The 25836-nt window shown below is 66.7% G+C and carries 31 protein-coding genes; 6 read left to right on the plus strand and 25 right to left on the minus strand.

Going from position 1 to position 25836, the window contains the following annotated elements; all coding sequences use genetic code 11:
• Nucleotides 1–74: 74 nt before the first annotated feature.
• From Sj15T_RS11610 to Sj15T_RS11620, 3 genes are read left to right on the plus strand one after another with little or no spacing between them, the layout of a single operon-like run.
• Nucleotides 75–545, plus strand: a complete 471-nt coding sequence (locus Sj15T_RS11610; RefSeq protein WP_013041173.1) for a tRNA (cytidine(34)-2'-O)-methyltransferase — start codon at nt 75–77, stop codon at nt 543–545.
• On the plus strand, nt 542–1393 hold the full coding sequence (gene hemF / locus Sj15T_RS11615; RefSeq protein WP_013041174.1) for an oxygen-dependent coproporphyrinogen oxidase: 852 nt from the start codon (nt 542–544) through the stop codon (nt 1391–1393). The genes Sj15T_RS11610 and hemF overlap by 4 nt, the downstream gene beginning before the upstream one ends.
• 2 nt (nt 1394–1395) lie before the next feature.
• A complete protein-coding gene (locus tag Sj15T_RS11620) occupies nt 1396–1995 on the plus strand; it encodes a GNAT family N-acetyltransferase (protein WP_041386082.1) in 600 nt (199 codons plus the stop codon).
• Here the strand turns inward: Sj15T_RS11620 and Sj15T_RS11625 are convergent.
• Nucleotides 1977–2765, minus strand: coding sequence for a hypothetical protein (locus Sj15T_RS11625; protein ID WP_013041176.1), 789 nt, complete (start codon nt 2763–2765; stop codon nt 1977–1979). The genes Sj15T_RS11620 and Sj15T_RS11625 overlap by 19 nt on opposite strands.
• Before the next feature lie 84 nt (nt 2766–2849).
• On the opposite strand from Sj15T_RS11625, the gene lipB reads away from it, so the two are divergent.
• The 3 genes from lipB to Sj15T_RS11640 all read left to right on the plus strand — a co-directional run bounded on the left by lipB (nt 2850) and on the right by Sj15T_RS11640 (nt 4701).
• Entirely contained in the window at nt 2850–3572 is a 723-nt protein-coding gene (lipB, locus tag Sj15T_RS11630) for a lipoyl(octanoyl) transferase LipB (protein ID WP_013041177.1), read from the plus strand.
• Nucleotides 3573–3633: 61 nt separating this feature from the next.
• Nucleotides 3634–3921 carry a hypothetical protein gene (locus Sj15T_RS11635; protein WP_013041178.1) on the plus strand — a complete coding sequence of 96 codons (288 nt, stop codon included), beginning with the start codon at nt 3634–3636 and terminating at the stop codon, nt 3919–3921.
• Nucleotides 3922–3996: 75 nt separating this feature from the next.
• Nucleotides 3997–4701: a hypothetical protein gene (locus Sj15T_RS11640; protein WP_013041179.1), complete on the plus strand. Its 705-nt coding sequence runs from the start codon at nt 3997–3999 to the stop codon at nt 4699–4701.
• Between the two features lie 188 nt (nt 4702–4889).
• Here the strand turns inward: Sj15T_RS11640 and queE are convergent, their stop codons facing one another.
• The 24 genes from queE to fliE all read right to left on the minus strand — a co-directional run bounded on the left by queE (nt 4890) and on the right by fliE (nt 25827).
• A complete protein-coding gene (gene queE / locus Sj15T_RS11645) occupies nt 4890–5537 on the minus strand; it encodes a 7-carboxy-7-deazaguanine synthase (protein ID WP_013041180.1) in 648 nt (215 codons plus the stop codon).
• Between the two features lie 4 nt (nt 5538–5541).
• The gene (gene queC / locus Sj15T_RS11650) at nt 5542–6234 is read right to left on the minus strand and encodes a 7-cyano-7-deazaguanine synthase QueC (RefSeq protein WP_013041181.1); all 693 of its coding nucleotides are present in this window, start codon (nt 6232–6234) and stop codon (nt 5542–5544) included.
• A gap of 46 nt (nt 6235–6280) precedes the next feature.
• Entirely contained in the window at nt 6281–6673 is a 393-nt protein-coding gene (locus Sj15T_RS11655; RefSeq protein WP_013041182.1) for a hypothetical protein, read from the minus strand.
• Between the two features lie 95 nt (nt 6674–6768).
• Nucleotides 6769–7677 (minus strand): Hsp33 family molecular chaperone HslO, encoded by a 909-nt coding sequence (locus tag Sj15T_RS11660; protein ID WP_013041183.1) that lies wholly within the window; start codon nt 7675–7677, stop codon nt 6769–6771.
• Between the two features lie 271 nt (nt 7678–7948).
• On the minus strand, nt 7949–8878 hold the full coding sequence (argF, locus tag Sj15T_RS11665) for an ornithine carbamoyltransferase (protein WP_013041184.1): 930 nt from the start codon (nt 8876–8878) through the stop codon (nt 7949–7951).
• A gap of 173 nt (nt 8879–9051) precedes the next feature.
• Nucleotides 9052–10242: an aspartate aminotransferase family protein gene (locus tag Sj15T_RS11670; RefSeq protein WP_013041185.1), complete on the minus strand. Its 1191-nt coding sequence runs from the start codon at nt 10240–10242 to the stop codon at nt 9052–9054.
• A 144-nt stretch (nt 10243–10386) separates the two neighbouring features.
• Complete coding sequence (locus Sj15T_RS11675; protein ID WP_013041186.1) at nt 10387–10785, minus strand: flagellar protein FliS; 399 nt, start codon at nt 10783–10785, stop codon at nt 10387–10389.
• Between the two features lie 14 nt (nt 10786–10799).
• Nucleotides 10800–12248, minus strand: coding sequence for a flagellar filament capping protein FliD (fliD, locus tag Sj15T_RS11680; protein ID WP_013041187.1), 1449 nt, complete (start codon nt 12246–12248; stop codon nt 10800–10802).
• Between the two features lie 281 nt (nt 12249–12529).
• Entirely contained in the window at nt 12530–12985 is a 456-nt protein-coding gene (locus Sj15T_RS11685; RefSeq protein WP_020820140.1) for a hypothetical protein, read from the minus strand.
• A 54-nt stretch (nt 12986–13039) separates the two neighbouring features.
• Entirely contained in the window at nt 13040–14218 is a 1179-nt protein-coding gene (locus Sj15T_RS11690) for a flagellar type III secretion system protein FlhB (protein WP_013041189.1), read from the minus strand.
• Between the two features lie 3 nt (nt 14219–14221).
• Nucleotides 14222–15004, minus strand: a complete 783-nt coding sequence (gene fliR, locus Sj15T_RS11695; RefSeq protein ID WP_007682646.1) for a flagellar biosynthetic protein FliR — start codon at nt 15002–15004, stop codon at nt 14222–14224.
• A complete protein-coding gene (gene fliQ, locus Sj15T_RS11700) occupies nt 15001–15273 on the minus strand; it encodes a flagellar biosynthesis protein FliQ (RefSeq protein ID WP_007682643.1) in 273 nt (90 codons plus the stop codon). Before fliQ ends, fliR begins: the two co-directional genes overlap by 4 nt.
• Before the next feature lie 121 nt (nt 15274–15394).
• Nucleotides 15395–16174: a flagellar type III secretion system pore protein FliP gene (gene fliP, locus Sj15T_RS11705; RefSeq protein WP_041386093.1), complete on the minus strand. Its 780-nt coding sequence runs from the start codon at nt 16172–16174 to the stop codon at nt 15395–15397.
• A gap of 61 nt (nt 16175–16235) precedes the next feature.
• Entirely contained in the window at nt 16236–16502 is a 267-nt protein-coding gene (locus tag Sj15T_RS11710) for a flagellar biosynthetic protein FliO (RefSeq protein ID WP_007682639.1), read from the minus strand.
• An 83-nt stretch (nt 16503–16585) separates the two neighbouring features.
• Nucleotides 16586–16924 (minus strand): flagellar motor switch protein FliN, encoded by a 339-nt coding sequence (gene fliN, locus Sj15T_RS11715; RefSeq protein WP_007682637.1) that lies wholly within the window; start codon nt 16922–16924, stop codon nt 16586–16588.
• Entirely contained in the window at nt 16921–17805 is an 885-nt protein-coding gene (locus Sj15T_RS11720) for a FliM/FliN family flagellar motor switch protein (protein WP_013041191.1), read from the minus strand. Before Sj15T_RS11720 ends, fliN begins: the two co-directional genes overlap by 4 nt.
• 51 nt (nt 17806–17856) lie before the next feature.
• Nucleotides 17857–18507 carry a flagellar basal body-associated FliL family protein gene (locus tag Sj15T_RS11725; RefSeq protein ID WP_007682633.1) on the minus strand — a complete coding sequence of 217 codons (651 nt, stop codon included), beginning with the start codon at nt 18505–18507 and terminating at the stop codon, nt 17857–17859.
• Nucleotides 18508–18535: 28 nt separating this feature from the next.
• Nucleotides 18536–20332: a flagellar hook-length control protein FliK gene (locus Sj15T_RS11730; RefSeq protein WP_253720716.1), complete on the minus strand. Its 1797-nt coding sequence runs from the start codon at nt 20330–20332 to the stop codon at nt 18536–18538.
• A 7-nt stretch (nt 20333–20339) separates the two neighbouring features.
• Nucleotides 20340–20765 (minus strand): hypothetical protein, encoded by a 426-nt coding sequence (locus Sj15T_RS11735; protein ID WP_007682629.1) that lies wholly within the window; start codon nt 20763–20765, stop codon nt 20340–20342.
• Nucleotides 20762–22090, minus strand: coding sequence for a FliI/YscN family ATPase (locus Sj15T_RS11740; protein WP_013041193.1), 1329 nt, complete (start codon nt 22088–22090; stop codon nt 20762–20764). Before Sj15T_RS11740 ends, Sj15T_RS11735 begins: the two co-directional genes overlap by 4 nt.
• Nucleotides 22090–22722 carry a flagellar biosynthesis protein gene (locus tag Sj15T_RS11745; protein ID WP_013041194.1) on the minus strand — a complete coding sequence of 211 codons (633 nt, stop codon included), beginning with the start codon at nt 22720–22722 and terminating at the stop codon, nt 22090–22092. The genes Sj15T_RS11740 and Sj15T_RS11745 overlap by 1 nt, the downstream gene beginning before the upstream one ends.
• A complete protein-coding gene (gene fliG / locus Sj15T_RS11750) occupies nt 22709–23722 on the minus strand; it encodes a flagellar motor switch protein FliG (protein ID WP_013041195.1) in 1014 nt (337 codons plus the stop codon). The genes Sj15T_RS11745 and fliG overlap by 14 nt, the downstream gene beginning before the upstream one ends.
• Nucleotides 23715–25466 carry a flagellar basal-body MS-ring/collar protein FliF gene (gene fliF, locus Sj15T_RS11755; RefSeq protein ID WP_013041196.1) on the minus strand — a complete coding sequence of 584 codons (1752 nt, stop codon included), beginning with the start codon at nt 25464–25466 and terminating at the stop codon, nt 23715–23717. Before fliF ends, fliG begins: the two co-directional genes overlap by 8 nt.
• A gap of 1 nt (nt 25467) precedes the next feature.
• Nucleotides 25468–25827, minus strand: coding sequence for a flagellar hook-basal body complex protein FliE (gene fliE, locus Sj15T_RS11760; protein ID WP_007682619.1), 360 nt, complete (start codon nt 25825–25827; stop codon nt 25468–25470).
• Between the last annotated feature and the right edge of the window lie 9 nt (nt 25828–25836).

Raw genomic sequence — 25836 nt, forward strand, 5'->3', positions numbered from 1 at the left:
CAGGCCTGATAACCGTAGGATGCGCCATTTGCCAAGCCTTTTAGACAGGCTAGGAGAATTAACCGCGCTGTTCTATGGCGCGGGGCATGCGTATCGCCCTTTATCAACCCGAAATCGCCGGCAATGTGGGCGCGATCCTGCGCCTTGCCGCCTGCTTTTCCGTGCCCGTGGACATCATCATGCCGACGGGATTCGCCTTTTCCGACGCGAAGCTGAAACGGGCGGCGATGGATTATGGGGCATCGGCCGACGTGACCCGCCACGCCAATTTCGAGGCGTTCGACGTCCGCCGCAGGGCCGAAGGCCGGCGGCTGATGCTGATGAGCAGCCACGCCTCGCAGCGCCTGCCCGATGTCGAATTCCGCGCCGACGACATTCTGCTGATGGGGTCGGAAAGCGCGGGCGTGCCCAATGCCGTCCGCGATCTGGCGGACGTGCGCGTGCGCATTCCGATGGCGCCGGGATTTCGATCCTTGAACATCGCCGTTTCCACGGGCATCGCGGTAGCAGAGGCCCTTCGCCAGACTGGAAGTTTCCCGCAATGACCCTGACCCTGGACCCGCAACAGCAGGCCGCCCGCACCTGGTTCGAATCGCTGAGGAACCGCATCTGCGCCGAATTCGAGGCGATCGAGCGGGAGGCCGGCTCCGACGCCCGCTTCGACTATATCGCCTGGGATCGGGAGGCGCCGGGCCTGGCGCCCGGCGAAGGCGGCGGCGGCGTGCGCGGCGTGATGAAGGGCAAGGTGTTCGAGAAGGTGGGCGTCAACGTCTCGACCGTGGGCGGCGCCTTCTCGCCCGAATTCGCCAAGACCATCCATGGCGCGAGCGAAGACCCCAGCTTCTTCGCCACCGGCATCAGCCTGGTGGCGCATATGGCCAACCCCCATGTGCCCGCCGTGCACATGAACACGCGCTATCTGGTGACGTCGAAACGCTGGTTCGGCGGCGGCGCGGACCTGAACCCGCCCCTGCCCCGCGACGAGGACACGGCGCATTTCCATGCCGCGCTGAAAGCGGCCTGCGACGCCCATGACGCGGACTATTATCCCCGGTTCAAGGCATGGGCGGACGACTATTTCTTCATTCCCCATCGCGGCGTGCATCGCGGCGTCGGCGGGATTTTCTACGACCATCTGGAGGGCGATTTCGACGCCGGCTTCGCCTTCACGCGGGACGTGGGCGAGGCGTTCCTTCGGGCCTTCCCGCCCATCGTCCGGCGGCGCATGGGGGAAAGCTGGTCGGAGGACGACTATCGCCGCATGCTGGAATGGCGGGGCCGCTATGCCGAATTCAACCTGGTGCATGATCGCGGCACGCTGTTCGGGCTGAAGACCGGGGGCAATGTCGACGCGATCCTGATGAGCCTGCCGCCGATGGCGAGTTGGAGCTGAACATGGGCCTGACGCCGGTTCCGGACGACCGGATCGCGACCATCGTCACCCATCTGGAAATGCGGGAGCGGCCAAAACCCGCGCCCATCCCGCCCTCCCCGCTGCGGCTGGCGCCGTGGAAGGCGCCCGCGCCCGACGCCTATCGCGCCCTGTTCCGGCGCGTCGGGGAACCGTGGCTGTGGTTTTCCCGCCTGGCGATGGACGACGCCGCGCTGACGGCGATCATCCACGATCCCGCGGTAGAGGTCTATGCCGTGACCGACCCGCGCGGCGTGGAGGTGGGGCTGCTGGAACTGGATTTCCGGTCGCTGCCCGATTGCGAACTGGCCTTTTTCGGGCTGATCCCCGACCTCACCGGCAAGGGGCTGGGCCGATGGCTGATGGCGCAGGCGAAGGCGCTGGCCTGGCGCAAGGGGGTCACGCGCTTCTGGGTGCATAGCTGCACGCTGGACAGCCCCGCCGCCCTGGGATTTTATCGCAAGTCAGGCTTCGTGCCCTACCGGCGGGAGGTGGAAATCTTCGCCGATCCGCGGCTGGCGGGGCTTTTGCCGCCCGACGCCGCGCCGCATGTGCCGATGCTGGGTCAGTCGCCCTCCGCCTGACGGTAGAGCCGCGCCAGCATCACCAGCATATAGACCTGCACCACCGTCGACACGGCAGCGGCAGCCACCCCGCCGATCAGCCGGCCGCCGGCCTGCCCGCCGATCAACGTCCCGACCAGGCCGAACACCGCCTGCGCCGCGCCGCCGACGATCGCCGACAGCAGCGTCAGCGCCAGGATGAAGCCGAACAGCCGCCAGAAATGCCCCCTGGTCAGCGCCCAGCCGTGGCGCAGCGAAGCCATGACGCCTTCCGTCCCGTCGATCACCACGGGATTGAGCAACAGCAGCCGCACGCTTGCGAAAATCGTCGCGGCCACCACGCCCGCGCCCAGCAGCAGCGCCAGCGTCGCGCCCAGCGGCTTGGCGATGAGCGACAGGATCGTCACCGCCAGGGTGGCGGCGATCACCGCCCCCGCCAGGAGGCCGGCCACCACCAACGCAACGCCCAGCAACACCGGCAGCCGCGCGAAACTCAGCCGCAGGGCCTCTCCCACGCTGATGCCGGGCCGCAGGGCGAGCGCGAACAGGGTCAGAGATCCGAACCAGATGATGACCACCGCCAGCATCATCGCCAGCCAGAAGCTGCCCGGCACCTGCGGCATGGTGGTTTCCGACAGGTTCCATTTGGCAAGTTCGGGCGGCGTCATCTCCTGAAGGATCAGGCCCGGCAGCGCCACGAACAGCAGGGCGACGGGAAACAGCAGGCTGCCTTCACGCGCGACGAAGGCGACCGCCTCCTCCCACGCCTTGCCGATGGACATCGTCGCCATATCTTACGCCTTGTTCTCTTCCCGATGCTCTTAAAATAGCGGAGGAGACTTGATCGTTCGCTCTGCCCAAGTCAAGGAAGCGCCATGTCCCCGCAATCCCCAGCCGACCAAGCCCCCGCCGTCCGGACCGTGGAATGGCGCGTGGAAAGCGCGCCCGTCGATTACCCCCAGGCATTGGCGGAGATGGAGGCGCGGACGGCCGCGATCTTCGAGGGGCGGGCCGCCGAACGGGTCTGGCTGCTCGAACATCCGCCGCTCTACACGGCCGGCACCAGCGCCGATCCGGCCGAACTGCTCGACCCGCGCTTTCCGGTGCACGATGCAGGGCGGGGCGGCCGCTATACCTATCACGGGCCGGGCCAGCGCATCGGCTATCTCAACATCGACCTGCGCGAACGGGGCAAGGACGTGCGCAATTTCGTCCACCATCTGGAAGGATGGATGATCGACGCGCTGGGCGATTTCGGCATCGCGGCGCGGCGGGCGGAGGGGCGGATCGGCATCTGGGCCGACGATGCCCAGGGGCGGGAGGCGAAGATCGGCGCGCTGGGCATCCGGGTGCGGCGCTGGATCACGCTTCATGGCTTTTCGATCAATGTAGATCCCGACCTGTCCCATTTCGGAGGCATCGTGCCGTGCGGCCTGGCCGAATATCCGGTGACCAGCATGGCCGCGCTGGGCGTGGAAATTCCGATGGCGGAGCTGGACCTGGCGCTCGCCCGGCATTTTCCGGCCTTTCTCAATCGCCTGCGCCGCTGCCCCGCCGCCGATGGAGCAGGGGTTGAGCAATGCGGAACGGGCCGCTAGGGTCGCGGCTTTCGCCAGGTGGGGGGCTGCCGGGCATGCTGCAACGCTTTAGGAGACCCGGATGCGTCCTGACGTCAAGACGACAATGGCAATATTGGTTTCGGCCGGCTGCATGGCGCTGGCGGGATGCGGCAGCCAGAAGGAAAGCGGAACCACTGTCCCGATGAACAATCTGGAAGTGGTGGACGGCACGGCGACCGACGCCATGACCGACCTGGACGGCGTGCAGAGCGAGGGCGTGGCCATGGCCCTGCCCGCCAACCGCAGCGACAATGCGGCCGCTCCGGCGGCGAGGAATGAAAGCGAGGGCAAGCCCGCGACCGATACCGAAGTGCTGTCGGATCAATAGGCTGGCATCCGCGTTCAGGCATGATACAGACGGGCGAAGCATAGTTCGCAACGCCCGTTTCGAAGAGGGATCAGGATGACATCGCGTTTCATGGGCCGTTCCATCGGACGCCGCGCCTCATTGGGATTGGCCGCGATGGGGGCGGCGCTGACGGCGCAACCGGCCGCCGCGCAATTCTTCTGGTCGCCGCCCGATTTCTCGACCCCGCCCCTGACCGACGCCGAAGCCGCGACCGCGCTGGGCCTGCCGAGCGCCACCGCGGCGGAGGTGAAGGCCGGGCTGGTGTGGAACCTGCGCGCGGCGCTGAACGTCGCGGCGCTGCAATGCCAGTTCGAGCCTACCCTGCTGTCGATCAGCAACTACAACGCGATGATCGCCCATCATGACGCCGAACTGGATGCGGCGCAGGCGACGCTGCTCGGCTATTTCCAGCGCACGGTCGGCAAGGGCAAGCCCGGCCAGATGGCGTCGGACCAATATGGCACGCGCATCTATTCGGGCTATTCGACGGTGCAGGCGCAGCGCGGCTTCTGCCAGGCGGCGGCGCTGGTGGGGCGGCAGGCGATCTTCGCCCAGCGGGGCACGCTGAACGACGTGGCGCGGAGCGGGCTGGGATCGATCAAGAAGTCGCTGGTCCTGGCGGGCGAGCAATTCTACGGCGATCCGGGTCGCAGCTATTCGCTGACCCTACCCTCCTTCGATCCCAAATGCTGGAAGAAGGGCAAGATGGTGCCCGCCTGCCAGCTTGCGTGGAACCAGAAGATCGGGGTGCAGCCCTGAGGCCATTGATGGCGGGGTTGGCCGCTTCCCGTCATTAGTTTCCGTCACCCCGGACTTGATCCGGGGTCCCGCTGTCTTGGGACAGGCGCGCCCTTGGAAAGAAAGCGGGACCCCGGGTCAAGCCCGGGGCGACGAAGAGAGAGAGGGCGACAAGGGAAGAGTGGCGGGAAGCCACCTAAACCACCCCTCTACCGCAACCCCAGATATTTGTGCGACTGGAGGCTGAGCCGCCAGCGCGGCCGTTCCATCACCAGTTCCACCGCCGCCCGCGCATTGTCCGCGGCCTTGGGATCGTCCAGCGGCTGCACCAGCCAGTGGTCGAAGGCCCAGCCCTCCATATCCTCGACATCGGCCAGGCTGTGCCCCTGCCCCGGCTGCGGCCAGACCAGCTTCAGCTCATTGCCGCTGCGCTGGACCACCTCGCTTCCCGCCTTGGGGCTGATGCAGACCCAGTCCAGCCCCGGATGCGCGGGCAGGGTGCCGTTGCTCTCGATCGCGATGGCAAAGCCGCGCGCATGGAGCGCGTCGACCAACGCGTCGTCGACCTGGAGCATCGGTTCCCCGCCGGTCAGCACGATATAGCGCCCGTCCCGCCCCTCGCCCCAAAGGGCCAGCGCGGCGTCGGCCAGGCCGTCCGCATCCGCGAACCTGCCGCCGCCATCGCCGTCGGTGCCGACGAAATCGGTGTCGCAGAAGCGGCAGACGGCGCTCGCCCTGTCCTGTTCCCGCCCGGTCCACAGGTTGCAACCGGCAAAGCGCAGGAAGACCGCCCGGCGCCCGGCATGGACGCCCTCCCCCTGAAGGGTCAGGAACATCTCCTTGACGGCGTAGCTCATGGCGTCAGGGCTTCACCGCGTAGACGGTGGGGTCGGGCAGGCCCGCTTCCACGAAACCCTTGGACCGCAGTCGGCAACTGTCGCACAGGCCGCAATGCCTGCCGTCCGGCGTCGGATCGTAGCAGGACCAACTCAATCCCGTGTCCAGCCCCAGCCGATAGGCTTCGCGCACGATGTCCGCCTTGCTCATATGCTGGAGCGGCGCGTTGATGCGGATCGGATGGCCCTCCACCCCCGCCTTGGTGGCCAGCGCCGCCATCTTCTGGAAGGCGTCGATGAACTCCGGCCGGCAATCGGGATAGCCGGAATAATCCAGCGCGTTGACGCCGATGAACACGTCGTTCGCGCCCGCCACCTCGGCCAGGCCCAGGGTCAGCGACAGGAAGATCGTGTTGCGCGCCGGCACATAGGTTATCGGGATGCCCGCGCCGACGCCCCCCTTGGGAACGGCGATGTCGGCGGTCAGCGCGGAACCGCCAAAGGCCGTCAGGTCCAGCGGCAGCACGATATGCGAAATGGCGTTCAGCGCCGCTGCGACCCGCCCCGCCGCCTGCAATTCCAGCCGGTGGCGCTGGTTATAGTCGATCGACAGGGCGAACAGGCGATAGCCGGCCTCGCGCGCCAGCCCGCCCGCCACCATGGAGTCGAGCCCGCCGGACAGCAGGACGACGGCGAATTTTCCGTTATGGGCAACCATAGCGCCGCGCTACGCCTCCCGACGCGTCAGCGCAAGCCGCGCGCATTCAATGACAGGCGCCGATCCAACGCCCCTCCAGCGCAAAGGCGAAGGGCGCGCCGTCGGCGATCCCCTGCGACTGGATCTGCACCAGCCGGGACGTTTCGACGCGCAGGTCGGTCCGGCCATTGCCCGCCGCGCCGCATTCATAGGTGACGACCAGCCTGTTGGCGGCGTCGCTGACGGTAAAGTTCTTGCAGGCATGGCCGGCATGACGGCTTTGCAGAAGCTGGCTGAGGCTGGACACGCAGAGCCTGCGCGCGCCGCCGCCCTCGCCCCGGCCGCGCAATTCCCATTCGCCTGTCTCCAGTCCCTTGGCCAGGCGTGGCGCGGGCGCCGCCGCCTGCACGGCGGGAACCGCCGCCATCATCGCCATCGCCGCGCCAAGGGCGCGCAGCATTGCCGTCATTCCGATCCCCCTGTCGATCGTTGCTGATCCGCATCAGCCTTGCCCGTCAATTGCGGCAATTTGATAGCAATGGGGGAAATGCCCGCTCATTCCTCCGCGAAGCTGGCGAGCGCGACCGGGAAGAGGCGCGAACAGAAGGCGCAATCCACGCCGATGATGCCCTGATCATCCGCCATGTCCGCCCGCTCCGCCGCCGGGAAGCGGCCGATGACGCTGCGGATGTGATCCAGGTCGCAACGGCACCCCTTGCTGATCGCGGCGGGATCGGTGACGCGCACCTCCTCCTCTTCGTGGAACAGGCGCCAGACGATGTCGGACAGCGGCAAATCGCTGTCGGTCAGTTCCGCATCCTTCAGCGTATGGGCCAGCGCCTGGACATGTTCCCATTCCGGATGGTCGTGGCGGACATGCAGCCGTTCCCGCCCGACTTCGCCCTCGGGCAGGTGCTGGAGCAGCAGGCCGGCGGCCAGGCACCCTTCCCCCTGATCGTGGCGGGTCGCGATCTGGATGATGCTGGGGATCTGTTCGGACTGGAAGAAATAATGCTCCGCCGCGTCGGCCAGCGTTTCGCCGTCGAGCGGGACGATGCCCTGATAGCGCTCGCCGGAAACCGCCTGGTCGAAGGTGATCGCCAGATAACCCTTGCCGAACAGGCCGAACAGCGTCGGATCGGGGCCAAGCTCGACCAGCCGGTCGGCGTCGAACTTGGCATAGCCGCGCACCTCGCCGCCCTTGTAATCGGCGACCAGCAGGCTGACGACGCCATTTTCCGTCTGCGCCTGGAGCGTGAGCTGCCCGCCCACATCCTTGAGCGTCGAGCCGAGCAGCGCCGCCAGCACCAGCGCGGAGGCGAGCAGCCGTTCGATCTGCGGCGGATAGGCATGGGCGGCGAGGACGTCGTCGAGCACCGGCCCCAGCCGCACGATCCGCCCCCGCGCATGGCGGGAGGGGATGGTGAAGCCCAAGGCTTGGTCGAGGGTGGGGGAAGGGGTCAAATCAGGCTCCGTGCGGCCCGCTGGGCGGGCCGGTCATGCAAAGGCGGTTAGATAGGCGGCGATGGACGCGCTTGCAAATCGGGTGGATTGGAGAGCGGACCCACCCTATTCCTCCCCATCGGTAGATGGGGAGGGGGACCGCGCGAAGCGTGGTGGAGGGGAAGAGGCACGACCTCCGAATTTCCCCTCCACCATCGGCTACGCCGACGTCGAAGAGAGTCACGTGCCTCTCTTCGACCCTCCCCACGCTGCGCGCAGGGAGGATTTAGCGTCAGCCAAGCCGCCCCAATGCCCAAAGCAACACCGACTTCTGCGCATGGATGCGGTTTTCCGCTTCGTCCCAGATCACCGATTGCGGCCCGTCGATCACCGCTTCCACCACTTCCTCGCCGCGATGGGCGGGCAGGCAGTGGAGGAATTTCGCCGTCGGCTTGGCCAGCGCCATCAATTCGGGCGTCACCTGATAGGGCATCATCGCCGCCAGCTTCTCCTCGGCATGGGCCTGGCCCATGGAGATCCAGGTGTCGGTGACGACGATGTCCGCGCCCGCGACCGCCGCCAGCGGGTCGCGGGTGCGGGTGATGGTCGCGCCACGCGCCTGCGCTTCGGCCTCGAAGGACGGGTCGGGGTCATAACCCTCCGGCACGGCGATGCGCACGCCGAACTTCATCAGGCCCGCCGCCTCGACGATGGAATGGAGGACATTGTTGCCGTCGCCCAGCCAGGCCCATTGGCTGCCCGGCAACGCCACGCCATGTTCCACCACGGTCAGCAGGTCGGCGACGATCTGGCAGGGATGCGACAGGTCGGTCAGGCCGTTGATCACGGGAACGGTCGCGTGATGCGCCATTTCCTCGATCTTGGCATGATCGTCGGTGCGGATCATGATGGCGTCGGCCATGCGGCTCAGCACGCGGGCCGTGTCGGCGATGGTCTCGCCCCGGCCAAGCTGGCTGGTCGCGCCGTCCAGGATCAGCGACGTGCCGCCCAACTGGCGGATCGCCATGTCGAACGAAACGCGCGTCCGGGTCGAATTCTTCTCGAAGATCATCGCCAGCGTGTGCCCGGCCAGCGGCGCGTCGGCATCGGCCCTGCCCTTGGGCCAGCCCTTGCGCGCCGCCTTCCGGTCGATGGCGTCGGAAATCATGGCGGCGATCGCATCGCCGCCCGCATCACTCAGATTCAGGAAATGATTGGTCATTGGAAGGTTCGCCCCCAAATTACCGTTCGCCCTGAGTAGCCACTGAGCTTGTCGAAGTGGCGTATCGAAGGACTGATGCTTCGATACGGGTCCCTTCGACTGCCTGCCAAGGCAGGCGCTCAGGACAGGCTTCGACTTCGCTCAGCCCCTACTCAGCACGAACGGGGATATAATCAGGCCGCAGCCTCCGCAAAGCTCCGCGCACCGGCGGAAAGCCGCTCGACGCATTCGGCGACATGGCTTTCCTCGATCACTAGCGGCGGCAGGATGCGCACGACATTCTGCCCCGCCGACACGGTCAGCAGGCCGTGATTGTCGCGCAGATGGGCCACGAAGGCGCGGGCGTCATAATCGCTCTTCATCTTGACGCCCAGCATCAGGCCCAGGCCGCGCACATCCTCGAACATGTCGTGATTGGGGATGAGCTGCTCCAGCGCCGAGCGCAGGCGCGCCCCGATGCTCTTCACATGGTCCAGGAAACCCTCGCCCAGCACCTCGTCCAGCACGGTCAGCCCGACGGCCATGGCCAGCGGATTGCCGCCATAGGTCGACCCATGGGTGCCGAACACCATGCCCTTGGCCGCTTCCTCGGTCGCGAGGCAGGCGCCCAGCGGGAAGCCCGCGCCGATCCCCTTGGCCACCGCCATGATGTCGGGCGTCAGGCCATATTGCTCATGGGCGAAGAAGGTGCCGGTGCGGGCATAGCCGCACTGCACCTCGTCCAGGATCAGCAGCAGGCCGTGATCGTCGCACAGCTTCCGCAGGCCGGAAAGGAACTCCTGCGTCGCGGGAGTGACGCCGCCTTCGCCCTGCACCGTCTCCACCAGGAAACCGGCGGTGTTGTCATCGACGGCGGCCGTCGCGGCCTCCAGGTCGTTGAACGGCACCACGGTGAAGCCGGGCAGCAGCGGTTCGAAACCGTCGCGCATCTTGGGCTGGCTGGTGGCGGAGATCGTCCCCAGCGTCCGCCCGTGAAAGGCGTTGTCGAAGCTGATGATCTTGTGCCGGTGCGCCTGCCCATTGGCATAGTGATAGCGGCGCGCCGTCTTGATCGCGCATTCCACCGCCTCCGCGCCCGAATTGGTGAAGAAGACCGTGTCGGCGAAGGTCGTGTCGACCAGACGCTGCGCGAATTTCTCGCCCAGCGGCATGCCGTACAGGTTCGACGTGTGCATCAGCGTCGCGGCCTGATCGGCTATCGCCTTGACCAGCTTCGGATGGCCGTGGCCCAGCAGGTTGACCGCGATGCCGCTGGCGAAATCCAGATAGCGCTCGCCGCGCTCCCCGATCAGGTAGCAGCCCTCGCCTCGGACCGGGCGTACATCGCACCGGGGGTAAACGGGCATGAGCGGCGTGATCGACATGGTCCTTCCCTTTCTGGGCTGATGCAAACAAAGTCCGAAACGCAAAAAGGCGGCCCCCGCCGGGCCGCCCTTTGCGAGCGGTGCCTATACAGGGGCGCCTTTGAAGGCGCAACCCCATGCGACATGCGTCATCCCGGCATGTTTTCAGCCGATCTGGTTCCACGCCTCCGCGATCTCGCCGATCATCAGGCGGGCCTGATCGACCGGGGCGGCGTCATGCTCCTTGGCGCTGGCCAGAAGCAGGCGGCGGGCTTCGCGATAGATTTGCGCCAGGCCGGTGGCGATGTCGCCGCCCTTGTCGAAGTCCAGGCTCGATTCGAGCGCGAACAGGATCGACATGGCGCGGGCCTGCTTGTCCGACACTTTCAGCCGGTCGCCATTGCGTTCGGCCAGCGCCGTCGCGTCCAGCGCCAGCAGCAGTTCGTCGAACAGCAGCTTGACCAGCGCATGGGGCGTCGCGCCCTCGATCCGGCTGCCCGAATGGACCGCCGCATAGCGCCGCGCCGCTGCCGTGCCGCCGAACCCGCCGTGATTGTAGAACATGATATTCCGACCCCTTAATTGTCGTTCTTGGTCCAGAGAGCGACCTGCTGCTGGAGATAGCTTTGCGTCGCCTTCAACGCCGACAGGCGCGTCTCCATGGCCGAATAGACCTTGGTGAGCTGCTCCTGATAATTGGTCATCTGCATGTCGAGCTTGTCGAGCTGATCGGCCAGTTCCTTGGCCAGTTTCTCATATTTGCCCTGCGTGGCGGCGAGCGGCCCGCCATCCTTCTTGATATTGTCGCGCACGCTGTCCATCAGCCCGGCAAGGCCGATATTGGTCGCGGTCCTGACCGACGGGTTCAGCAATTGCGTGATCGCCTTCGGATCCGCCGCGATCGCCTTGTCCAGCGCCTTGGTGTCGAGCGACAGCGTGCCGTCGCGATTGGTGCTGACGCCCAGGTCGTTCAGCGTCCTGTAGGCGCCCGTGCCGCCAAGCTCAGCCGACACCATCTGCGAAAGCTGCCGCTTCATGTCGCGGATCGACGATTCGCCGTTCAGCACGCCCGCGTTGGACTGGTCCGTGCCGGTCGAGGTAGCCGTGTTCAGCGCCTTCATCAGCGTGTTGTAGGCGTCGACGAACTCGACCAGCAGGTCGCGCATCGAGGTGGTCGGCTCCGTCGTGGCCAGCGTGACATTGGTCCCCGGCGCCGCCTTGTTGAGGTCGATCCGCAGATAGGGGATCGCGCCGTCGATGGTGTTGCCGGCATAATGCTGCTCCACGCCGTCGAGCAGGATGACCGCGTCCTTGGGCTCTGTGGCGGAGCTCATCCTGCTGCCCGCAGGCGGGGTCGTCGCGGAGAAGGCGAACTGGGAAAGGTCCGCGCCCGTCGTCCCGTCGGTCGTGGAGGAAACCGTGGTAAGCGAAAAGTCGTTCGCCGCGCCGGTCGGCCCCTTCAGCATCAGGCGCGTCCCCTGCGAATCGGTGACGACGGTCGCGGTCACGCCCGCCCCCGAACCGTTGATGGCGGCGGCCAGGCCCGTAAAGCTGTCATTGGCCGCGGTGATCGTGATGGAAACGGGGTTGCCGTTACCGACCTTCAGCGACAATTCCCCGATGCCGACGGTGGCCGCAGCCCCCTGCGCAGCGTCCTGATTGGCGTTGACGGCGGAAACCAGGGTGCGGCTGGCGGCAAGCTGGCGCACCTCGATCTGCGCGGGCAGGCCGGTCGGCGTGCCGCCGGGCAGCGCGCTCACCGAAGCGATGCTGGGGTCGTTGGACGCCGGCGTGCCGGAATAGCCGGTGCCCGCCAGCAGGCTGTTCAGCGCATCGGCAAAGGTGTCGAGCGAGCTGGAGGCCGATGCCAGCGCGGAAATCCGCGCGCTGTTGAGCGTCTGGCGGTTGGTGATGGCCGCCTGGCGCGGTTCCTTGGTGGCGCTGACCAGGCTGGAGACGAGCGACGCGGTGTCGATGCCCGATCCCGCGCCTAGCGCCGTCAAGATGCTGCTGCTCACCGAAGTCATTGACCGTCCTTTCAAGAGAGAGAACGGCCCTAGCGCGAAGACCTTTAGGAATGATTTTCATGGGGGGGAGGCGGGGAACCAGCGCTATCCTCACCCGCGACGCATTCGGAAATGCCGGGAATGGCCAATTGCGGCCATCAACCTCCGTCACCCCGGACTTGATCCGGGGTGACGAAAGGAGGAACCACCCAAACCGCCCAGTCCGACGAGCCCCGGTTTCGTCCACGCCACCCGAAATGGCGCTTGCGAACAGGAGCGGAAAGCTCCTCGACGAACCCTGCTCAAACGCCCGGAGAAAGAATCTGGTCGACCGCGCCGCGGCGGATATTGGCCTGCGCCGCATGGGCATAGGCGGCCTGCTCGGCGATGCGCTTGGCGATGCGGATCGTGCTTTCCACCGCTTCCTTGGAGGCCGGGGGCAGGGGAACCAGAACCTGCGGCGTCGGCAGCATCGACTGGATTTCGTCGGCCGCCCCATCGACGGTCGCCGCGCCGCCCAAGCTGCGCAATTCGCCCAATATGTCGGCTATGCGGGCCTGCACCTTCGCATATTCGGCGCTGGTGGCGATGCTTTCCTCCGCGCCTGCCTGATCCTGCGCCATCGAATGCCGGGGGGATTGGTCGCCCTGCTGCGCGGTGCCGGAAGAGGAAACCGGCTGAATCGCGGACACGGCGGACGGCGCGCGGGTCGCGCTGCGCTCCACCGACAGTTCAGTCCGCGAAATATAGTTGTTCATGACGCACATCCTAATGCGTCCCCGCGAAGATTATACGGATATTGAGTCCTAAACTTAAGTTAAGGACGAGGTATTTTCATGAAAGCGTTGATTATCAAGCCGTTTTTTGCCTTCCGCGTCGAAGCGCAGATCGTCCGGCACGGTGATGAACGGACGATCCATTTCGCTCGCCAGGCGATTTTCCACCCGGAAGACGAAGGCGAGCACGGTTGCGACCGCCATGTACAGCCCTTCATTGACGATCTGCCCTGCGCGCGAGGTGAAGTAGATGGCGCGGGCCAGTTCCGGATATTGCAGCACCGTCACGCCATTCTGGTCGGCCAGTTCGCGGATCGCCGCGGCGATGGCGTCGCAGCCCCGCGCCACCACGACCGGCGCGGCGTCCTGCCCCGGCTTGTAGCGCAGGGCGACGGCGAAATGGGTCGGGTTGGTGATGATCACGCTGGCCTCCGCCACCGCCTTGCGCGTCGAACCGCTCAGCACCTCATATTGCTTGCGGCGGATATGGCCCTTCAGTTCAGGGGAGCCTTCGCTCTCCTTATGCTCGTCCTTGATTTCCTGCTTGCTCATCGACAGGCGCTTGGATCGCTGCATGAGCTGCGCGGGCACGTCGATGCCCGCGATCAGGAACAGGCCGCCCGCCATCACCAGGCAGGTCATGATGAACATATTGCCCAGGTCCGCCATGGCGGGGGCCAGGCCCGATTTGCCCAGGCCGACAATCTCCGTCAGCCGGTCTGAGATCATCCAGACGCCGATGGCGCCCAGCAGCGACACTTTGGCGACGGATTTCACCAGTTCGATCAGGCCCTGCATGCCGAACATGCGCTTGAGGCCCGCTGCGGGATTGAGCTTCGACGCCTTGGGCGCGAAGGCGCCAGGACGAAAGCCCAGCGACCCCAGCATCGCCGGTCCGGCGATGGCGGCCAGCAGGGTCGCCAGCATGATCCCCGCCACCGGCAGGGCGATGCCGGACAGCAAGGCGAAACCCCGGTCGGCCGGCGCGAAATTGACGATATCCTCCCGCCGGAAGCGCAGCGCCTCTATCAGCATGTCGGACAGGGATTCGACCATCGAAGGCCCGGTGACGGCGATCCAGCCGATGCCCGCCATCACCACCAGCGCGGTGGCGAGGTCGCGGGACTGGAGGATGTCGCCCTTTTCCGCGGCGTCCTTCAGTTTCTTGGCTGTCGGCTTTTCGGTCTTTTCGCCGCCGCCATTGCTCTCCGCCATGGTTCAGCGCCCTTCCGCAATGGCCTGGGCCTGGTCCAGCCCGGCCTTGAGCGCGGCGGTGATCCCCTCCCCCATGATCGGCGCGGTGACGGCCAGCAGGATCAGCCCTGCCATCAGCGCCACCGGCATGCCGACGGAGAAGAGGTTGAGCGCAGGCGCGGTGCGCGCCAGCATGCCCATGACGATCTGCACCAGCACCAGCGCGAAGCCGACCGGCAGCGCGATGGTGACGCCCGCGCCGAGCAGCGCGCCGCCAAATTCAATGAGGTGCCAGACCGCGTCGTTGCTGAGCATCGCGCCGCCCGGCGGCAGCGCCTGATAGCTCTGCACCACGAAGCTCACCAGCATCAGATGCCCGTCCATGGCGAGCAGCAGGAAGGTGGAAAGGATGGAAAGAAACTGCCCCACCGCCTGCGTCGCCTGGCCGGAGGAGGGATCGACCATCGCCGCGAAATTGAGGCCCATGGTGTTGCCGATGGCTTCGCCCGCGACCAAAGCGGCGGCATAGCCGATCTGCACCGCAAAGCCGATGGCGAGGCCGGCCAGCACTTCGCCCGCCACCAGCATGACGCCCTGGAAACTGGCGACACCGTCGGCGGGAAGCACGATATGCACGCTGTTGAGCGCCGCCATGCCCAGCGCCAGCGACAGGATCAGCCGCAGTTGCAGCGGCACGGCGGGCGCGCCGAAGACAGGCGCGGCGATGAACGCCGCGCCGGGCCGGATCATGGCGATCAGCCAGATCCATAGCTGGACTTCGACATTTGCGAAGCCCGGCGCGATCATTGCAGCAGGTCCGGAATGCGCTCGAAAATCTCGCGCGTGAAATCGGCGATCAGCACCATGATGGACCCGCCGAACAGCACCAGCATGGCGCCGACGACGATGATCTTGGGGATGAAGGCCAGCGTCTGTTCGTTGATGGAGGTCGCCGCCTGAACCATGCCGATCACGACGCCCGCGACCAGCGCCGGAATCAGGATCGGCGCCGCCGCCAGCGCCGTGATCCACAGCGCCTGCTGCGCAAGGCCCATGAAGAAATCGGCGTTTTCCATGAATCAGATCACCTCCGACCCGTTCGCCCTGAGCCTGTCGAAGCCTTCTGCATGGCCTCGCTTCGCTCGGCCTGAGGCTTCGACGGGCTCAGCCCGAACGGTGGAGAGGGAGGCGGCACGATCACGTCGCGAACGACCCCGCCAGCGACCCCATGGTCAACGCCCAGCCATCCACCAGCACGAACAGCAACAGCTTGAACGGCATGGAAATGATCGTGGGGGACAGCATCATCATGCCCAGCGCCATCAGCGTCGACGCGACCACCAGGTCGATGATCAGGAACGGCAGGAAGATCATGAAGCCGATCTGGAACGCGGTCTTCAATTCCGACGTCACGAAGGCGGGCAGCAGGATCGAGAAGGGAATGTCCGCAGGCGTGCGGAAGGCGGGCGCCTCGGCCAGATTCTGGAACAGCTTGAGGTCGGTCTCGCGGGTCTGCTTGGTCATGAAGCCGTGCAGCACCTTGCCCGAACGGCCCACCGCTTCCTCGATGGAAATCTGGCCCTTGCCATAGGGGTCGAAGGCCTGGCCGTTGATCTGGTCGATGGCGGGCCGCATCACGAACAGCGAGAGGAACAGCGACAGGCCGACCAGCACCTGGTTGGGCGGCGTCTGCTGCAACCCCAGCGCCTGGCGCAGCAGCGACAGCACGATGATGATGCGGGTGAAGCTGGTCATCATGAGGATCAGCGACGGCAGCACCGTCAGCAGGCTCATGAGGATCAGGATTTGCAGCGACAATGACAGCGAACGGCCGTCGCCGCTGATCTGCCCCATGGCGCGGCTCAATGCGCCGCCATTGTCGACAGGCGCCGGAGCGGCAGGCAGGGCCTGAGCGAAGGCGGGCATGGCGACGAATAGCGCCACGAGCAGCAGCGCCGCCAACAGCAATTTCGTCATTCCCGCGAAGGCGGGAATCCATCTCCCGACCTCACGTCCGGACGCCACCGCGGGAAAAACGTCAGCGCCCGGCACGATAGCTGTCACCTTCCGCGATCTTCTCGATCCGTCCCCGCGTCACGGAAAGCAGGATCTTCTTCCCCTCGAACTCCACCACGGCGAGCTTGCCGAACGTTCCCATCGGCAGCGCTTCCAGCAGTTTGAGCGACCGATCATTCTGCCCGGCCATCATGCCGGGCTGATATTTGCGCCACAGCCACAGCGCGCCGAAGGCCATGCCGCCGACCAGCGGCAATAAAATCAGCAGCTTGACGAAATACCAGGTCATGAGCGCTTTCCGCGAAGATGGTTAATGCGTCATCCGTTCCGAAAGATTGGCGCGCAAGGCAAGCGGTAAATCGACCGCCAGCTTCAGCCGCGCCGCTCGACGCCCGCCAGCCGGCTTTCGGCGGCCGCGATTTCGACGATGCGGATGCCGTAGCGGCCGTTCACCGTCACCACCTCTCCCTTCGCGATCAGCGCGCCGTTGACCATGATATCGAGCAGGTCGTCGGCCTGGCGGTCCAGTTCCACGACGCTGCCTTCGCTGAGGTCCATGACCTCCGCCAGCCGGAGCGAGGTCGACCCGACCTCCACCGACATGCGGACCGGAATGTCCGCCAGCAACCGGAACTGGCGGTTGTTCACCATGCGGGAAATGCTGTCCTCGCCCACGCCGTCGATGCGTGGGGCTTCGCTCATGTCGCTCATTGTCCGGTTTCCTGTGCTAGCTTTTCGATCTGGAATGCGGCGCGGCCGTCCTGTTCGCCGATGGAGCCATGCGCGACGATGCGGTCGCCCACGATCAGCGGCAGGCTGCGGTTGATGGTGACGGGAATGATGTCGCCGGCCTTGAGCTGCATCAGCTCCGCCAGGGACAGGTCGGGACGCGCCAGCACGGTGCGGGCGGGCAGGCGGATTTCGCGCATGCGCTGGGCGATGCGGGCCTGCCACACCGGGTCGGCGCGTTCGTCGTCCACGGGGATGCGGTTGCCCATCAACGGCTCGACGGCGCGCAGCGAGGACAGCGGGAACAGCAGGTCGATGGGCCATTCGGCATCGCGGCTGATGCTGATCAGGAAGCGTTGCAGCACCATCTGCTCGCCCGGCTGGGCCGCGGCGGCAAAGCCGATGCCGGTTTCCCGGACGATCAGGCCCGCCTCCAGGGCCAGCATGTCGCTCCAGCATTCGACCAGCCGGGCAATGAAGGCCTCGGAAATCCGGGCGATCAGGCGATCTTCGGTAGGGGTGAACTCTCCGCGCGGCGGCAAGGCCCGGTTGCCGATCCCGCCATAGAAACAATCGACCAGCGTCGAGATCATCTCCGCGTCGAGCCGCAGCAGCACCTGCCCCTTGAGCGGCGCCAGGCGATAGACGCCGATGCTGGCGGATCCGGGCACCTCATGCGCCCAGGCGCCGAATTCCAGCGCGCGCGCATCCTGCGCGACGACATGCGGGCGCGCCCCGGCGATCGGCTCGATCAGGGCGCGCAGACGCCGGCCGAGCTTTTCGCCCAGCCGGTCCAGCCCCGACAGCATCAACGGCGCCTGAGATTCCCCCCGCCCGAAGGCGTAGGCTTGAACGTCGGTCATTTCAGTCCCCTGCCGGTCCAGGCGGGGGACTTCCCGCGCGTTCAGGCATCCCTATTGAATAACGAAATTGGTAAAATAAACGTTATCGACGCCGCCATAGCCCGTCTTTTGCTTCAGAATGTCGTTAATGACGGTCTTGATCTTGGCCTGGAGCGCCCTTTTGCCCTCCGGCATCGAAAGCGCCTCCACAGGCTGTTCGGCCAGCATCATCAGAACCTGGCTGCGAATCGCCATCTCATGGGCCTTGATCGCCTCAACCACGCGGATGTCGTAATAGGTCGACACCGCAATGGAAATCTGCGCGAAGGCGTCCGTGTCCGACATGTTGGAGGTGAAGGGCGTCTGGAGTTGGAAATAGGTCGCCTGATAGGCGGCCGGATTGGCCGGGCTGGGCAGGTCGATGCCCTTGGCCGGGACATGGGCGCCCTTCGGGGCATGACCGCCGCCGCCCTCATGACCGCCGCCCTCGCCGCCGGCATAGCCATGGGCCTTCGCCACTTCCTCGGCGCTTTCGCCCGCCAGCACGAGCACGGGCTTGTTCGGATCTTCCTTCGGCCCTTCTTCCTTCGGGCTGAAGAAACCGGCGGCATAGAGACCGCCGGCCGCGCCCGCCCCGCCAATGACCATGGCGATGACGATGAGCAGGATCATCTTCATGCCCCCGCCCTTCTTCTTCTTCTTCGGCTTGGCGTCGTCACTCATCGGTCAAAATCCCCCGCAATCCAAGTCGTCAGGCATAGCGCGCGCGCGCGGCGGGATTGCCGGCATGGCGCAGCTCGTCATGGTTAAGAACGGCCGGATCGCCGGAATTTTTAGCGGCGAACGCGCTATTTTCCTGCGGACGCCAGCGCCCCTGGCCCTGGGCCTGTCCCTGGGATTGCGCCATGTTATGGCCGTTGTTCGCCCATGCGTTCGCGCCCTGGGAGCCCTGCTGCTGGGAGGATTGCTGTTGATTGGCGCTGTCCGCCTTCGCGGCCTCGGCCACATGCGGCATGCGCTCGATCTTCACCTCGGCGATGCGCACCGCCGAAAGGCCCGCGTCGATGCGCAGCCGGTCGCTGTCCTGGCGCAGCGCCATTTCGGCGGCTTCGCTGGCGACGGTCAGGCTGACCGCCGCGCCCTCGCTGCCCTGGCGGATGTCCACCTGCACGGCGCCAAGCTGGTCGGCGTTGATCTGGAACCGGCCCTGCGCGCCGTTCGCGGACAGCCCGGCAATCTCCCGGGCCAGCCCGTCGATCCACTGGCCGGAAACGCCCATGTCGACAATCTGCGCGCCCAGGCTGGCGGACAGGTCGACTGGCTGCGGCGCCACGACCGGCGGGATAGAGGGGGCGGAAGCAGGCTGGGCGAGCGGCATCTGCGACACGGCATCGACCGGGTTATGCTGGGCGCTATGCGTCGGAGCAGCCTCGACCGGCGTGGCGGCGCTGCCCGTTTTGACGCGGGCCGCGAGCGGTTCCCCGGCGCGGACCGGCGTGCCCGGCTGGCGAGCGGCGACCTGATCGCGGACCAGCTGGAGCAGGGCAAGCGCCTCGGACTTCATCGGGATGCGGTCGGAAGCCGGATCGGCAACAGGGCCTTTCGCGTGATCGGCCGATGCCGCAGGCGCTGCAACGGCAGGCTGAACGGGGCCTTTTGCCACATGAGTTTTTTCAACCGGCGGCTGAGCGGCAACCGGCTGTCCGGCAATCTGGGGCGGCAATGGCGCCGCCGCTGCCGGCAGATTTTTGCCGCTTTCCGGCTGGACGGACACTATTTCGGGGGCTGCGGCCGCCGATGTCGGCGGCGGCACCGGAACGCCTTGCGGCGCCGGCGTCTGGACAGCGGCGACGACCATTGCCGGAGCCTGTGCCGCCTCGGCCTGCTCCTTCGACTTGTCCTTGCCGCTCGGTTCGGCTTCCGCCGGCTCGTCGGCATGCTCCACTGCAGCGGCTTCGGGCAAGGCCTCCGCCTTCTCCGGCTTGGCTTCCTTGCCGGGGCGCGCGGCCTTGGCCGGGGGATCGGGCGTCAGGATCGGCAGTTCCGGCGCCTCGACCTCGCCCTCTTCCATCGCGACCAACACCGGAACAGGCAGTTCCGCCGCGACCTCCTCGACAGAGTCGGTATCCGCCGCAGGCACCGTCCCTTCGAGCGCGGGCTCGGCCGGCGCGTCGATCTTCCTGGCAAGTCCGGGCGGCAGGGGCAGCGAATCCTTGCGATGGCCCTGCACCGCCCTCAATGCGTTGGCGAGGCCGAAGGGCAAGGGGGAAGGCGTCTCGCCCTGCGCATCGGCAACATCGGCCTTGCCGCCCTTGGCCGGCGCGACCTCCACGCCTTCGGCTTCATCAGCGACCATGGGCGCAATTTCCTGCGACAGGCCTGCGATCCCGGCGCTTTCCTGCGCGTCCGGCATGGCGTCCATCGTGCCGTTCAGCAGCTTGGCGAAATCCGCCGCCCCTTCCGCGGGCACGGCCGACGCAGCCGCGCCGTCGGCGGGCATGGGCGTCGCCGCCGAGGAAAAGAGCAGCGCCTTGAGGCTCGTCAGCATGTTCACGTCAGACATCTCCTGTCCTCTGCATCCGGCGATAGCGCGGCAGGGCCGCCAACTTGTTCTCCCGCCATTCCTCCAGGTCCGCGCGGGCGCGATCCTTGAGCTTCACGGCGATTTCGCGATCCCGATTGGCCGCCAGGGAAAGGCCTTCCTTGGCCTCCACCTTGCGGCGCGCATCGTAGAGCGCACCATCCAACTGACGGCCCGCCTGTTCCAGACGGCCCGCCAGTTCCTGCATCGCTGCAAAATTCGCGCCAGTTGCGACGCCCTGGCCGGTAAAAAGATCGTTGCGCACATTGCGCAGCCTTTGGGCGTTGCGGGCGATACCCTCCGCCTCGTCGCGGGCGCGGGCGGTTTCGGCGACGGCCATGGCATGCTGGACATGGCGGACGCGCAGCACGCGCTGGCGGCGGGCGACCTCCCCCTTCACGCGCCGAACTCGGCGATCAGGGCGGCGGCGCTGGTGTCGAGGTCGATGAAGCTCTTTTGATCCTGCCGGATGAAGTCGAGGATTTCCTGCCGCCGCTGCACGGCTTCGTCGATCACCGGATCGTTGCCGGGGCGATAGGCGCCCATCAGGATGAGGTCGCGATTCTCCTCATAGGCGGCCCAGAGGCGGCGATAGGCGGCGGCCGCCATGCGATGCTCGTCCGGCACCACATCGGCCATGACGCGAGACAGCGACTTGCCGACATCGATGGCCGGGAAGATCGCCTGTTCCGACAAATGGCGCGACAGCACGAAATGCCCGTCCACGATGGCGCGGGCGGCGTCGACGATCGGATCGTCCGTATCGTCGCCATCGGCCAGCACGGTATAAAGCGCTGTGATCGATCCGCCGCTGCGCGCATCGACGCCGGCGCGCTCGACCAGACGCGGGATCAGGGCGAGGGCGGAGGGCGGATAGCCCTTCATCGCGGGCGGTTCGCCCAGGGCAAGGCCGATCTCGCGCTGCGCATGGGCGCAGCGGGTCAGGCTGTCGATCAGCAGCAGCACCTTCTTGCCCCGCGCCCGGAAATATTCGGCGATGGCGGTGGCGCGCGCGGCGGCGCGCAGGCGCAGCACCGGCGGATGGTCGGCAGGCACGGCGACGACGATGCTCTTGTGCATCGCGCCTTTCAGCTTGGTTTCCAGGAAATCGCTGACCTCGCGGCCGCGCTCCCCGATCAGGCCGGCGACGACGATGTCGGCCTCGGCGCCCTGGATCATCTGGCCCATCAGCACCGACTTGCCCACGCCCGACCCCGCGATGATGGCGATGCGCTGGCCGCGCCCGGCGGTCAGCAGCGCGTTGACGGCGCGCACGCCAAGGTCGAAAGGCTCGGTCACGCGGCCCCGGTCGAGCACATTGCCCTTGACCCCGTTCAATGGCCAGCTACCGCCCGCGATAATCGGCCCCTTGCGGTCCAGCGGCTGGCCCATGGCGTCGATCACGCGGCCGATCAGGCCCTCGCCCACCTGCACCATGGTCGCCTGGCTGTCCGGCTCCACCCGCGCGCCATTTTCCAGCGGCGCGTCGGCGTCGAGCGGCACCAGCAGCGTCCTGTCGCCGCGAAAGCCCACCACCTCGGCGCGGCAGATGGTGCCGTCCGAAGCGATCAGCCGCGCTCCCGCGCCGATGGGGCGGCGGAAGCCGGTGACTTCCAGCATCCCCGCATCATGGCTGACCAGACGGCCGACATGGCGGGGCGCGCGGTTCTGCACCTGCATATGGTCGAACAGCGTTTCCGCCTGGGCCAGCGCGGCGCGGATCATCAGGCCTTGCCCTCCATATCGTCCAGCAGGGCGCGCAGGCGGGACAGGCGCACATCCGGCCCGTCCTCGACCCAGCCGTCCGCCGTTTCCAGACGCACGCAGCCGCGCTGCATCGCCCCGTCGGGCACCAGCTTCACGCCGATGCTTTCGCCCTCCAGCAGTTCGATGTCGTCGGGATGCAGGTGCAGCGCGCCCTTTTCGTCATTTTCCTCGATGAAGGCGGCCACGCTGTCGCACCGCTGGAGCAGCCGTTCGATGTCGATCTCCACCTCGCCCACGATCTGCTCGACCAGCCGCACCACCGTGGCGGACAGCATGGTGGAGAGCATGCCGCTGGGCGCGGGCGCCAGCAGTTCCAGCGCTTCGGCCAGGCGGCGGCGCGCTTCGGCGTCGGTCGCATTGGCCTCCGCCGTCACGCGACTGCCTTCATCGAAACCCATGGCGAAGGCCTCCATGCGGGCCTGTTCCAGCAGGTCTTCCTCGGTTTCCGGCACGCTGTCGTGCATCGCCTGTCCGGACGGGGCATGCATCGGCGTGAACCGGCTGCGGAAGCCCCCGCTCGTCACCTGACCCATGCCGCCCAGGGGCACGCTGGCGACGTCGGCATTGGTCCAGAGCTTAGACAAAATCATTCCCCTTGCCGCCCAGCATGATGGTGCCCGCATCCGCCATGCGGCGGGCGGTGGCGATGATCAGCTTCTGCGCGTCGATGACCTCGGCCAGGCGGATCGGCCCGCGTTCCTCGATCTCGTCGGCGATGGCCTGGGCGGCGCGCGCCGACATGGAACCGAATATCTTGGCCTTCAGCATGTCGTTCGCCCCCTTCAGCGCGACCACCAGGATCGAACTGTCGACGGTGCGCATCAGCGTGCCCAGATTCTTGTCGTCCATGTCGATCAGATTGTCGAAGACGAACATCTCCTCCTCGATGGTCTGCGCGACCATCTTGTCCCGCTTGGCCAGCGCCTTGATGATGCGCTGCTCATTGTCCTTGCGGACATTGTTCATGATCGCCGCCGCCTCGACCGTGCCGCCGCGCTGGGATGCGCCGCCCTGCTTCTTGGCCATGTTGCCGCGCAGCAGGAGCTGCTCCAGATCGTCCAGCGCCTCGTTCGACACGGGGCCGAGCGTGGCGATGCGATAGACGATCTCCTCCTGATATTCGGGCGGCAGCAATTGCAGCACGTCGGCGGCGATCGGCGCCTCCAGATGGGCGAGCACGATGGCCATGATCTGCGGATGCTCCGCCTCGATCAGGGAGGCGATCTCCTTGGCGTCCATCCATTTCAGCATCTCAAGCTGGGTCGAACGGGTCGGCGGGGTGATGCGGGCGAGCATGTTCTCCGCCCGCTCCTCGCCCAGCGCCTTGGTCATCGCGCCGCGGATATGGCGGGTCGCGCCGTAGCCGATGGTGGTGCGCTTCTTCGCCTTGGTGACGAAATGGTCCAGCGCCTCGTTGACTTCCTCGACCTGCACGTCGGCCACGTCATACATGGCATAGCCAAGCTGGCGGACCTCGTCGGGTTCCAGGCGGGACAGGATCTGCGCGGCCTCGTCCTCATCGAACAGCATCAGCAGGACGGCGGCGGCGGCGCTGCCCTTCAGCGCCGGGGCGGTGGCGGCGTCAGGCATTTTCCTTCTTCCCTTCCTTTAGAAGGTCGCGGACGACCAGGGCGGCGCGGTCGGGATCCTGCTTCACGAAATTGCGGATCAGGTCGGCGCGCTGGGCGTAATCATAAGTGGAGGAGATCATGTCGAGCGTGATCGGCGTCGACCCGTCGGGGTTCGCCGTCGCCTGACGGCCGATCTCGGTGGAGATTTCCCGGCCGATCTTCTGGCCCTGGACGGCGATCTGTTCGGCGGCGGCGGCCTGGGCGGCGGCGCGGCGCTTCAGCAGCGGGCGGCCGATGCCGAAGATCAGCAGCAGCGCGACCAGCAAGGCGGAGACGTTGCGCACCAGCGGCGACACCCATTGGGCCTCATACCAGGGGGCCTCGACCACTTCCTCCTTGGCGAAGCTGCGCGATGACAGGGCCACCACGTCGCCCCGCGCCTGGTCGAAACCGACCGCGCCCTTCACCAGAGCCTCCAGGGCGGCGATTTCCTGCGCCGAACGCGGCTTGCCGTCAGGCCCGTTGTCCAGCGCGACGGCAACCGACAGGCGCTTCACCGTGCCGACGGCGTCCTTGGTGACGGAAACCTCGCGGCCCAGTTCGAAGCTGCGGTTGAACGTCTCCTCGGTCTTCATGAGCGGATTGCCAGGCGTGCCGGGCTGGGCGGCGGTCTGCGCGCTTTCCGTGCCCTGGGCAACGGCCTGTCCGTTGGGATTGGTCTGGGTGACGGTCGGGTTGACCGGCGCCTGGTTGCTGAGCGCGCCCGGAATGCCGCTTGCCTCGCCACCGGCGCCTTGCCCACGCGGGTCGGATGCCCATGTGCCCTGCTCGCTGCGAAGACGGGCTTCATCCTGCGGATAGGTTTCGCGGGTCGCCTGGCGCTCGGCAAAGTTCAGTTCGGCATGCACCTCGGTCGAAAATTTGCCCGCGCCCAAAATCGGCGTCAGCAGCGCGATCACCGACTGGCGATAGCGATCCTCCATCCGGGTCTGCACGGCCAATTGACGGTCGTCGGCGGCATTGCCGTCATTATTGCTGAGCAGGCGGCCATTCTGGTCGACCAGCGAAATATCCTCCGGATTGAGTTCCGGGATGGAGGAAGCGACCAGATGCACGATGGCGCTGACCTGCTGGTCGGTCAGCGACCGGCCGGAGGCGAGGCGCAGCATCACCGATGCGGAGGGCTTCGACCGCTCGCGCAGGAAGACGCTGGGCGGCTCGACGGCGAGGTGCACCTTGGCGCTCTCGACGCTGTCTATGGCCTCGATGGTGCGGGCCAGATCCATTTCGCGGGCGGAACGCAGCTTTTCGCCCTCCACGGCGCGGCTGGCGCCCATGGGCAGGCTGTCGATCATGCTGTTGCCGTCGGGCGCGCTCTTGGGCAGGCCCTGCGCGGCGAGCATCATCTTCGCCTTGAAATACTCGTCCTCGCCGACGGTCATGCCGCCGGAGTTATCGAAGTCGTAGCGGATGCCGTTCTGGTCCAGCACCTGCGCCACGGCCGACTTGTCGGCATCGGGCAAGGCGCGGAACAGGTCGCGCTGCGGCGGTTCGCGCAGCGCCAGCCAGGCCGCGCCGGCCGTGGCGACGACGCCCAGCAGGCCCAGCAGCGGCAGGCTCTTCGCCACAGCGGGCTGCTTCATGAAGCCGGTGAAGCGCGCCTTCAGCGCGTCGACGCCCTTCGCGCCACCGAAAGAGGCGGGGCTGGTGGCGGGGAGAGCGGCGGCGGCGCCGGCGGAGGGGGTGAGTGCGTTCTCGCTCATATTACACCGGCATGCTCATGATGTCCTTGTAAGCGGACAGCAATTTGTTGCGGACCTGAAGGGTGGCTTCGAAGCTGACCGACGCCTGCTGCTTGGCCAGCATGACCCCGGCGATGTCGGTGGTTTCCCCCCGTTCGAACGAGGCGGCTGCTTCGCCCGCCTGATTTTGCAGGCCGTTCACCTGCTCCAGCGCCGATTTCAGCGCGTCGGTGAAGCCGCCCGGCGCGGTCGCGCCATTGGTGCCGACGGCGGAACCCGCGCCGACATTGCCGGTCTGGGCGACATCGCGCAGCGCGGCGTTCTTCTGGAGGATGGCGTTGCGGATCGCCATCACGCTGTCGGTCGGAGAAATTCCGGTCATTGCGCCCTA

Origin of the sequence: Sphingobium sp. TA15 (assembly GCF_037101235.1) — a bacterium.
Classification (GTDB): domain Bacteria; phylum Pseudomonadota; class Alphaproteobacteria; order Sphingomonadales; family Sphingomonadaceae; genus Sphingobium; species Sphingobium indicum.

Excerpts from the sequence above, each read along its gene's own strand:
- fliP (WP_041386093.1), bottom strand. The coding sequence starts at position 16,174 with ATGACGAAATTGCTGTTGGCGGCGCTGCTGCTCGTGGCGCTATTCGTC.
- Sj15T_RS11725 (WP_007682633.1), bottom strand. The coding sequence starts at position 18,507 with ATGAGTGACGACGCCAAGCCGAAGAAGAAGAAGAAGGGCGGGGGCATG.
- fliE (WP_007682619.1), bottom strand. The coding sequence starts at position 25,827 with ATGACCGGAATTTCTCCGACCGACAGCGTGATGGCGATCCGCAACGCC.
- Sj15T_RS11675 (WP_013041186.1), bottom strand. The coding sequence starts at position 10,785 with ATGTTCTACAATCACGGCGGGTTCGGCGGCACGGCAGCGGCGCGGCGC.
- Sj15T_RS11640 (WP_013041179.1), top strand. The coding sequence starts at position 3,997 with ATGACATCGCGTTTCATGGGCCGTTCCATCGGACGCCGCGCCTCATTG.
- lipB (WP_013041177.1), top strand. The coding sequence starts at position 2,850 with ATGTCCCCGCAATCCCCAGCCGACCAAGCCCCCGCCGTCCGGACCGTG.
- Sj15T_RS11720 (WP_013041191.1), bottom strand. The coding sequence starts at position 17,805 with ATGACCGACGTTCAAGCCTACGCCTTCGGGCGGGGGGAATCTCAGGCG.
- fliQ (WP_007682643.1), bottom strand. The coding sequence starts at position 15,273 with ATGGAAAACGCCGATTTCTTCATGGGCCTTGCGCAGCAGGCGCTGTGG.
- Sj15T_RS11730 (WP_253720716.1), bottom strand. The coding sequence starts at position 20,332 with ATGCTGACGAGCCTCAAGGCGCTGCTCTTTTCCTCGGCGGCGACGCCC.
- Sj15T_RS11670 (WP_013041185.1), bottom strand. The coding sequence starts at position 10,242 with ATGTCGATCACGCCGCTCATGCCCGTTTACCCCCGGTGCGATGTACGC.
- queC (WP_013041181.1), bottom strand. The coding sequence starts at position 6,234 with ATGGTTGCCCATAACGGAAAATTCGCCGTCGTCCTGCTGTCCGGCGGG.
- Sj15T_RS11740 (WP_013041193.1), bottom strand. The coding sequence starts at position 22,090 with ATGATCCGCGCCGCGCTGGCCCAGGCGGAAACGCTGTTCGACCATATG.
- Sj15T_RS11635 (WP_013041178.1), top strand. The coding sequence starts at position 3,634 with ATGCGTCCTGACGTCAAGACGACAATGGCAATATTGGTTTCGGCCGGC.
- fliR (WP_007682646.1), bottom strand. The coding sequence starts at position 15,004 with ATGATCGCGCCGGGCTTCGCAAATGTCGAAGTCCAGCTATGGATCTGG.
- hemF (WP_013041174.1), top strand. The coding sequence starts at position 542 with ATGACCCTGACCCTGGACCCGCAACAGCAGGCCGCCCGCACCTGGTTC.
- Sj15T_RS11745 (WP_013041194.1), bottom strand. The coding sequence starts at position 22,722 with ATGATTTTGTCTAAGCTCTGGACCAATGCCGACGTCGCCAGCGTGCCC.
- Sj15T_RS11620 (WP_041386082.1), top strand. The coding sequence starts at position 1,396 with ATGGGCCTGACGCCGGTTCCGGACGACCGGATCGCGACCATCGTCACC.
- Sj15T_RS11625 (WP_013041176.1), bottom strand. The coding sequence starts at position 2,765 with ATGGCGACGATGTCCATCGGCAAGGCGTGGGAGGAGGCGGTCGCCTTC.
- Sj15T_RS11710 (WP_007682639.1), bottom strand. The coding sequence starts at position 16,502 with ATGACCTGGTATTTCGTCAAGCTGCTGATTTTATTGCCGCTGGTCGGC.
- Sj15T_RS11685 (WP_020820140.1), bottom strand. The coding sequence starts at position 12,985 with ATGAACAACTATATTTCGCGGACTGAACTGTCGGTGGAGCGCAGCGCG.
- queE (WP_013041180.1), bottom strand. The coding sequence starts at position 5,537 with ATGAGCTACGCCGTCAAGGAGATGTTCCTGACCCTTCAGGGGGAGGGC.
- fliF (WP_013041196.1), bottom strand. The coding sequence starts at position 25,466 with ATGAGCGAGAACGCACTCACCCCCTCCGCCGGCGCCGCCGCCGCTCTC.
- fliD (WP_013041187.1), bottom strand. The coding sequence starts at position 12,248 with ATGACTTCGGTGAGCAGCAGCATCTTGACGGCGCTAGGCGCGGGATCG.
- Sj15T_RS11610 (WP_013041173.1), top strand. The coding sequence starts at position 75 with ATGGCGCGGGGCATGCGTATCGCCCTTTATCAACCCGAAATCGCCGGC.
- fliN (WP_007682637.1), bottom strand. The coding sequence starts at position 16,924 with ATGAGCGACATGAGCGAAGCCCCACGCATCGACGGCGTGGGCGAGGAC.
- Sj15T_RS11690 (WP_013041189.1), bottom strand. The coding sequence starts at position 14,218 with ATGGCGGAGAGCAATGGCGGCGGCGAAAAGACCGAAAAGCCGACAGCC.
- Sj15T_RS11655 (WP_013041182.1), bottom strand. The coding sequence starts at position 6,673 with ATGCTGCGCGCCCTTGGCGCGGCGATGGCGATGATGGCGGCGGTTCCC.
- fliG (WP_013041195.1), bottom strand. The coding sequence starts at position 23,722 with ATGCCTGACGCCGCCACCGCCCCGGCGCTGAAGGGCAGCGCCGCCGCC.
- argF (WP_013041184.1), bottom strand. The coding sequence starts at position 8,878 with ATGACCAATCATTTCCTGAATCTGAGTGATGCGGGCGGCGATGCGATC.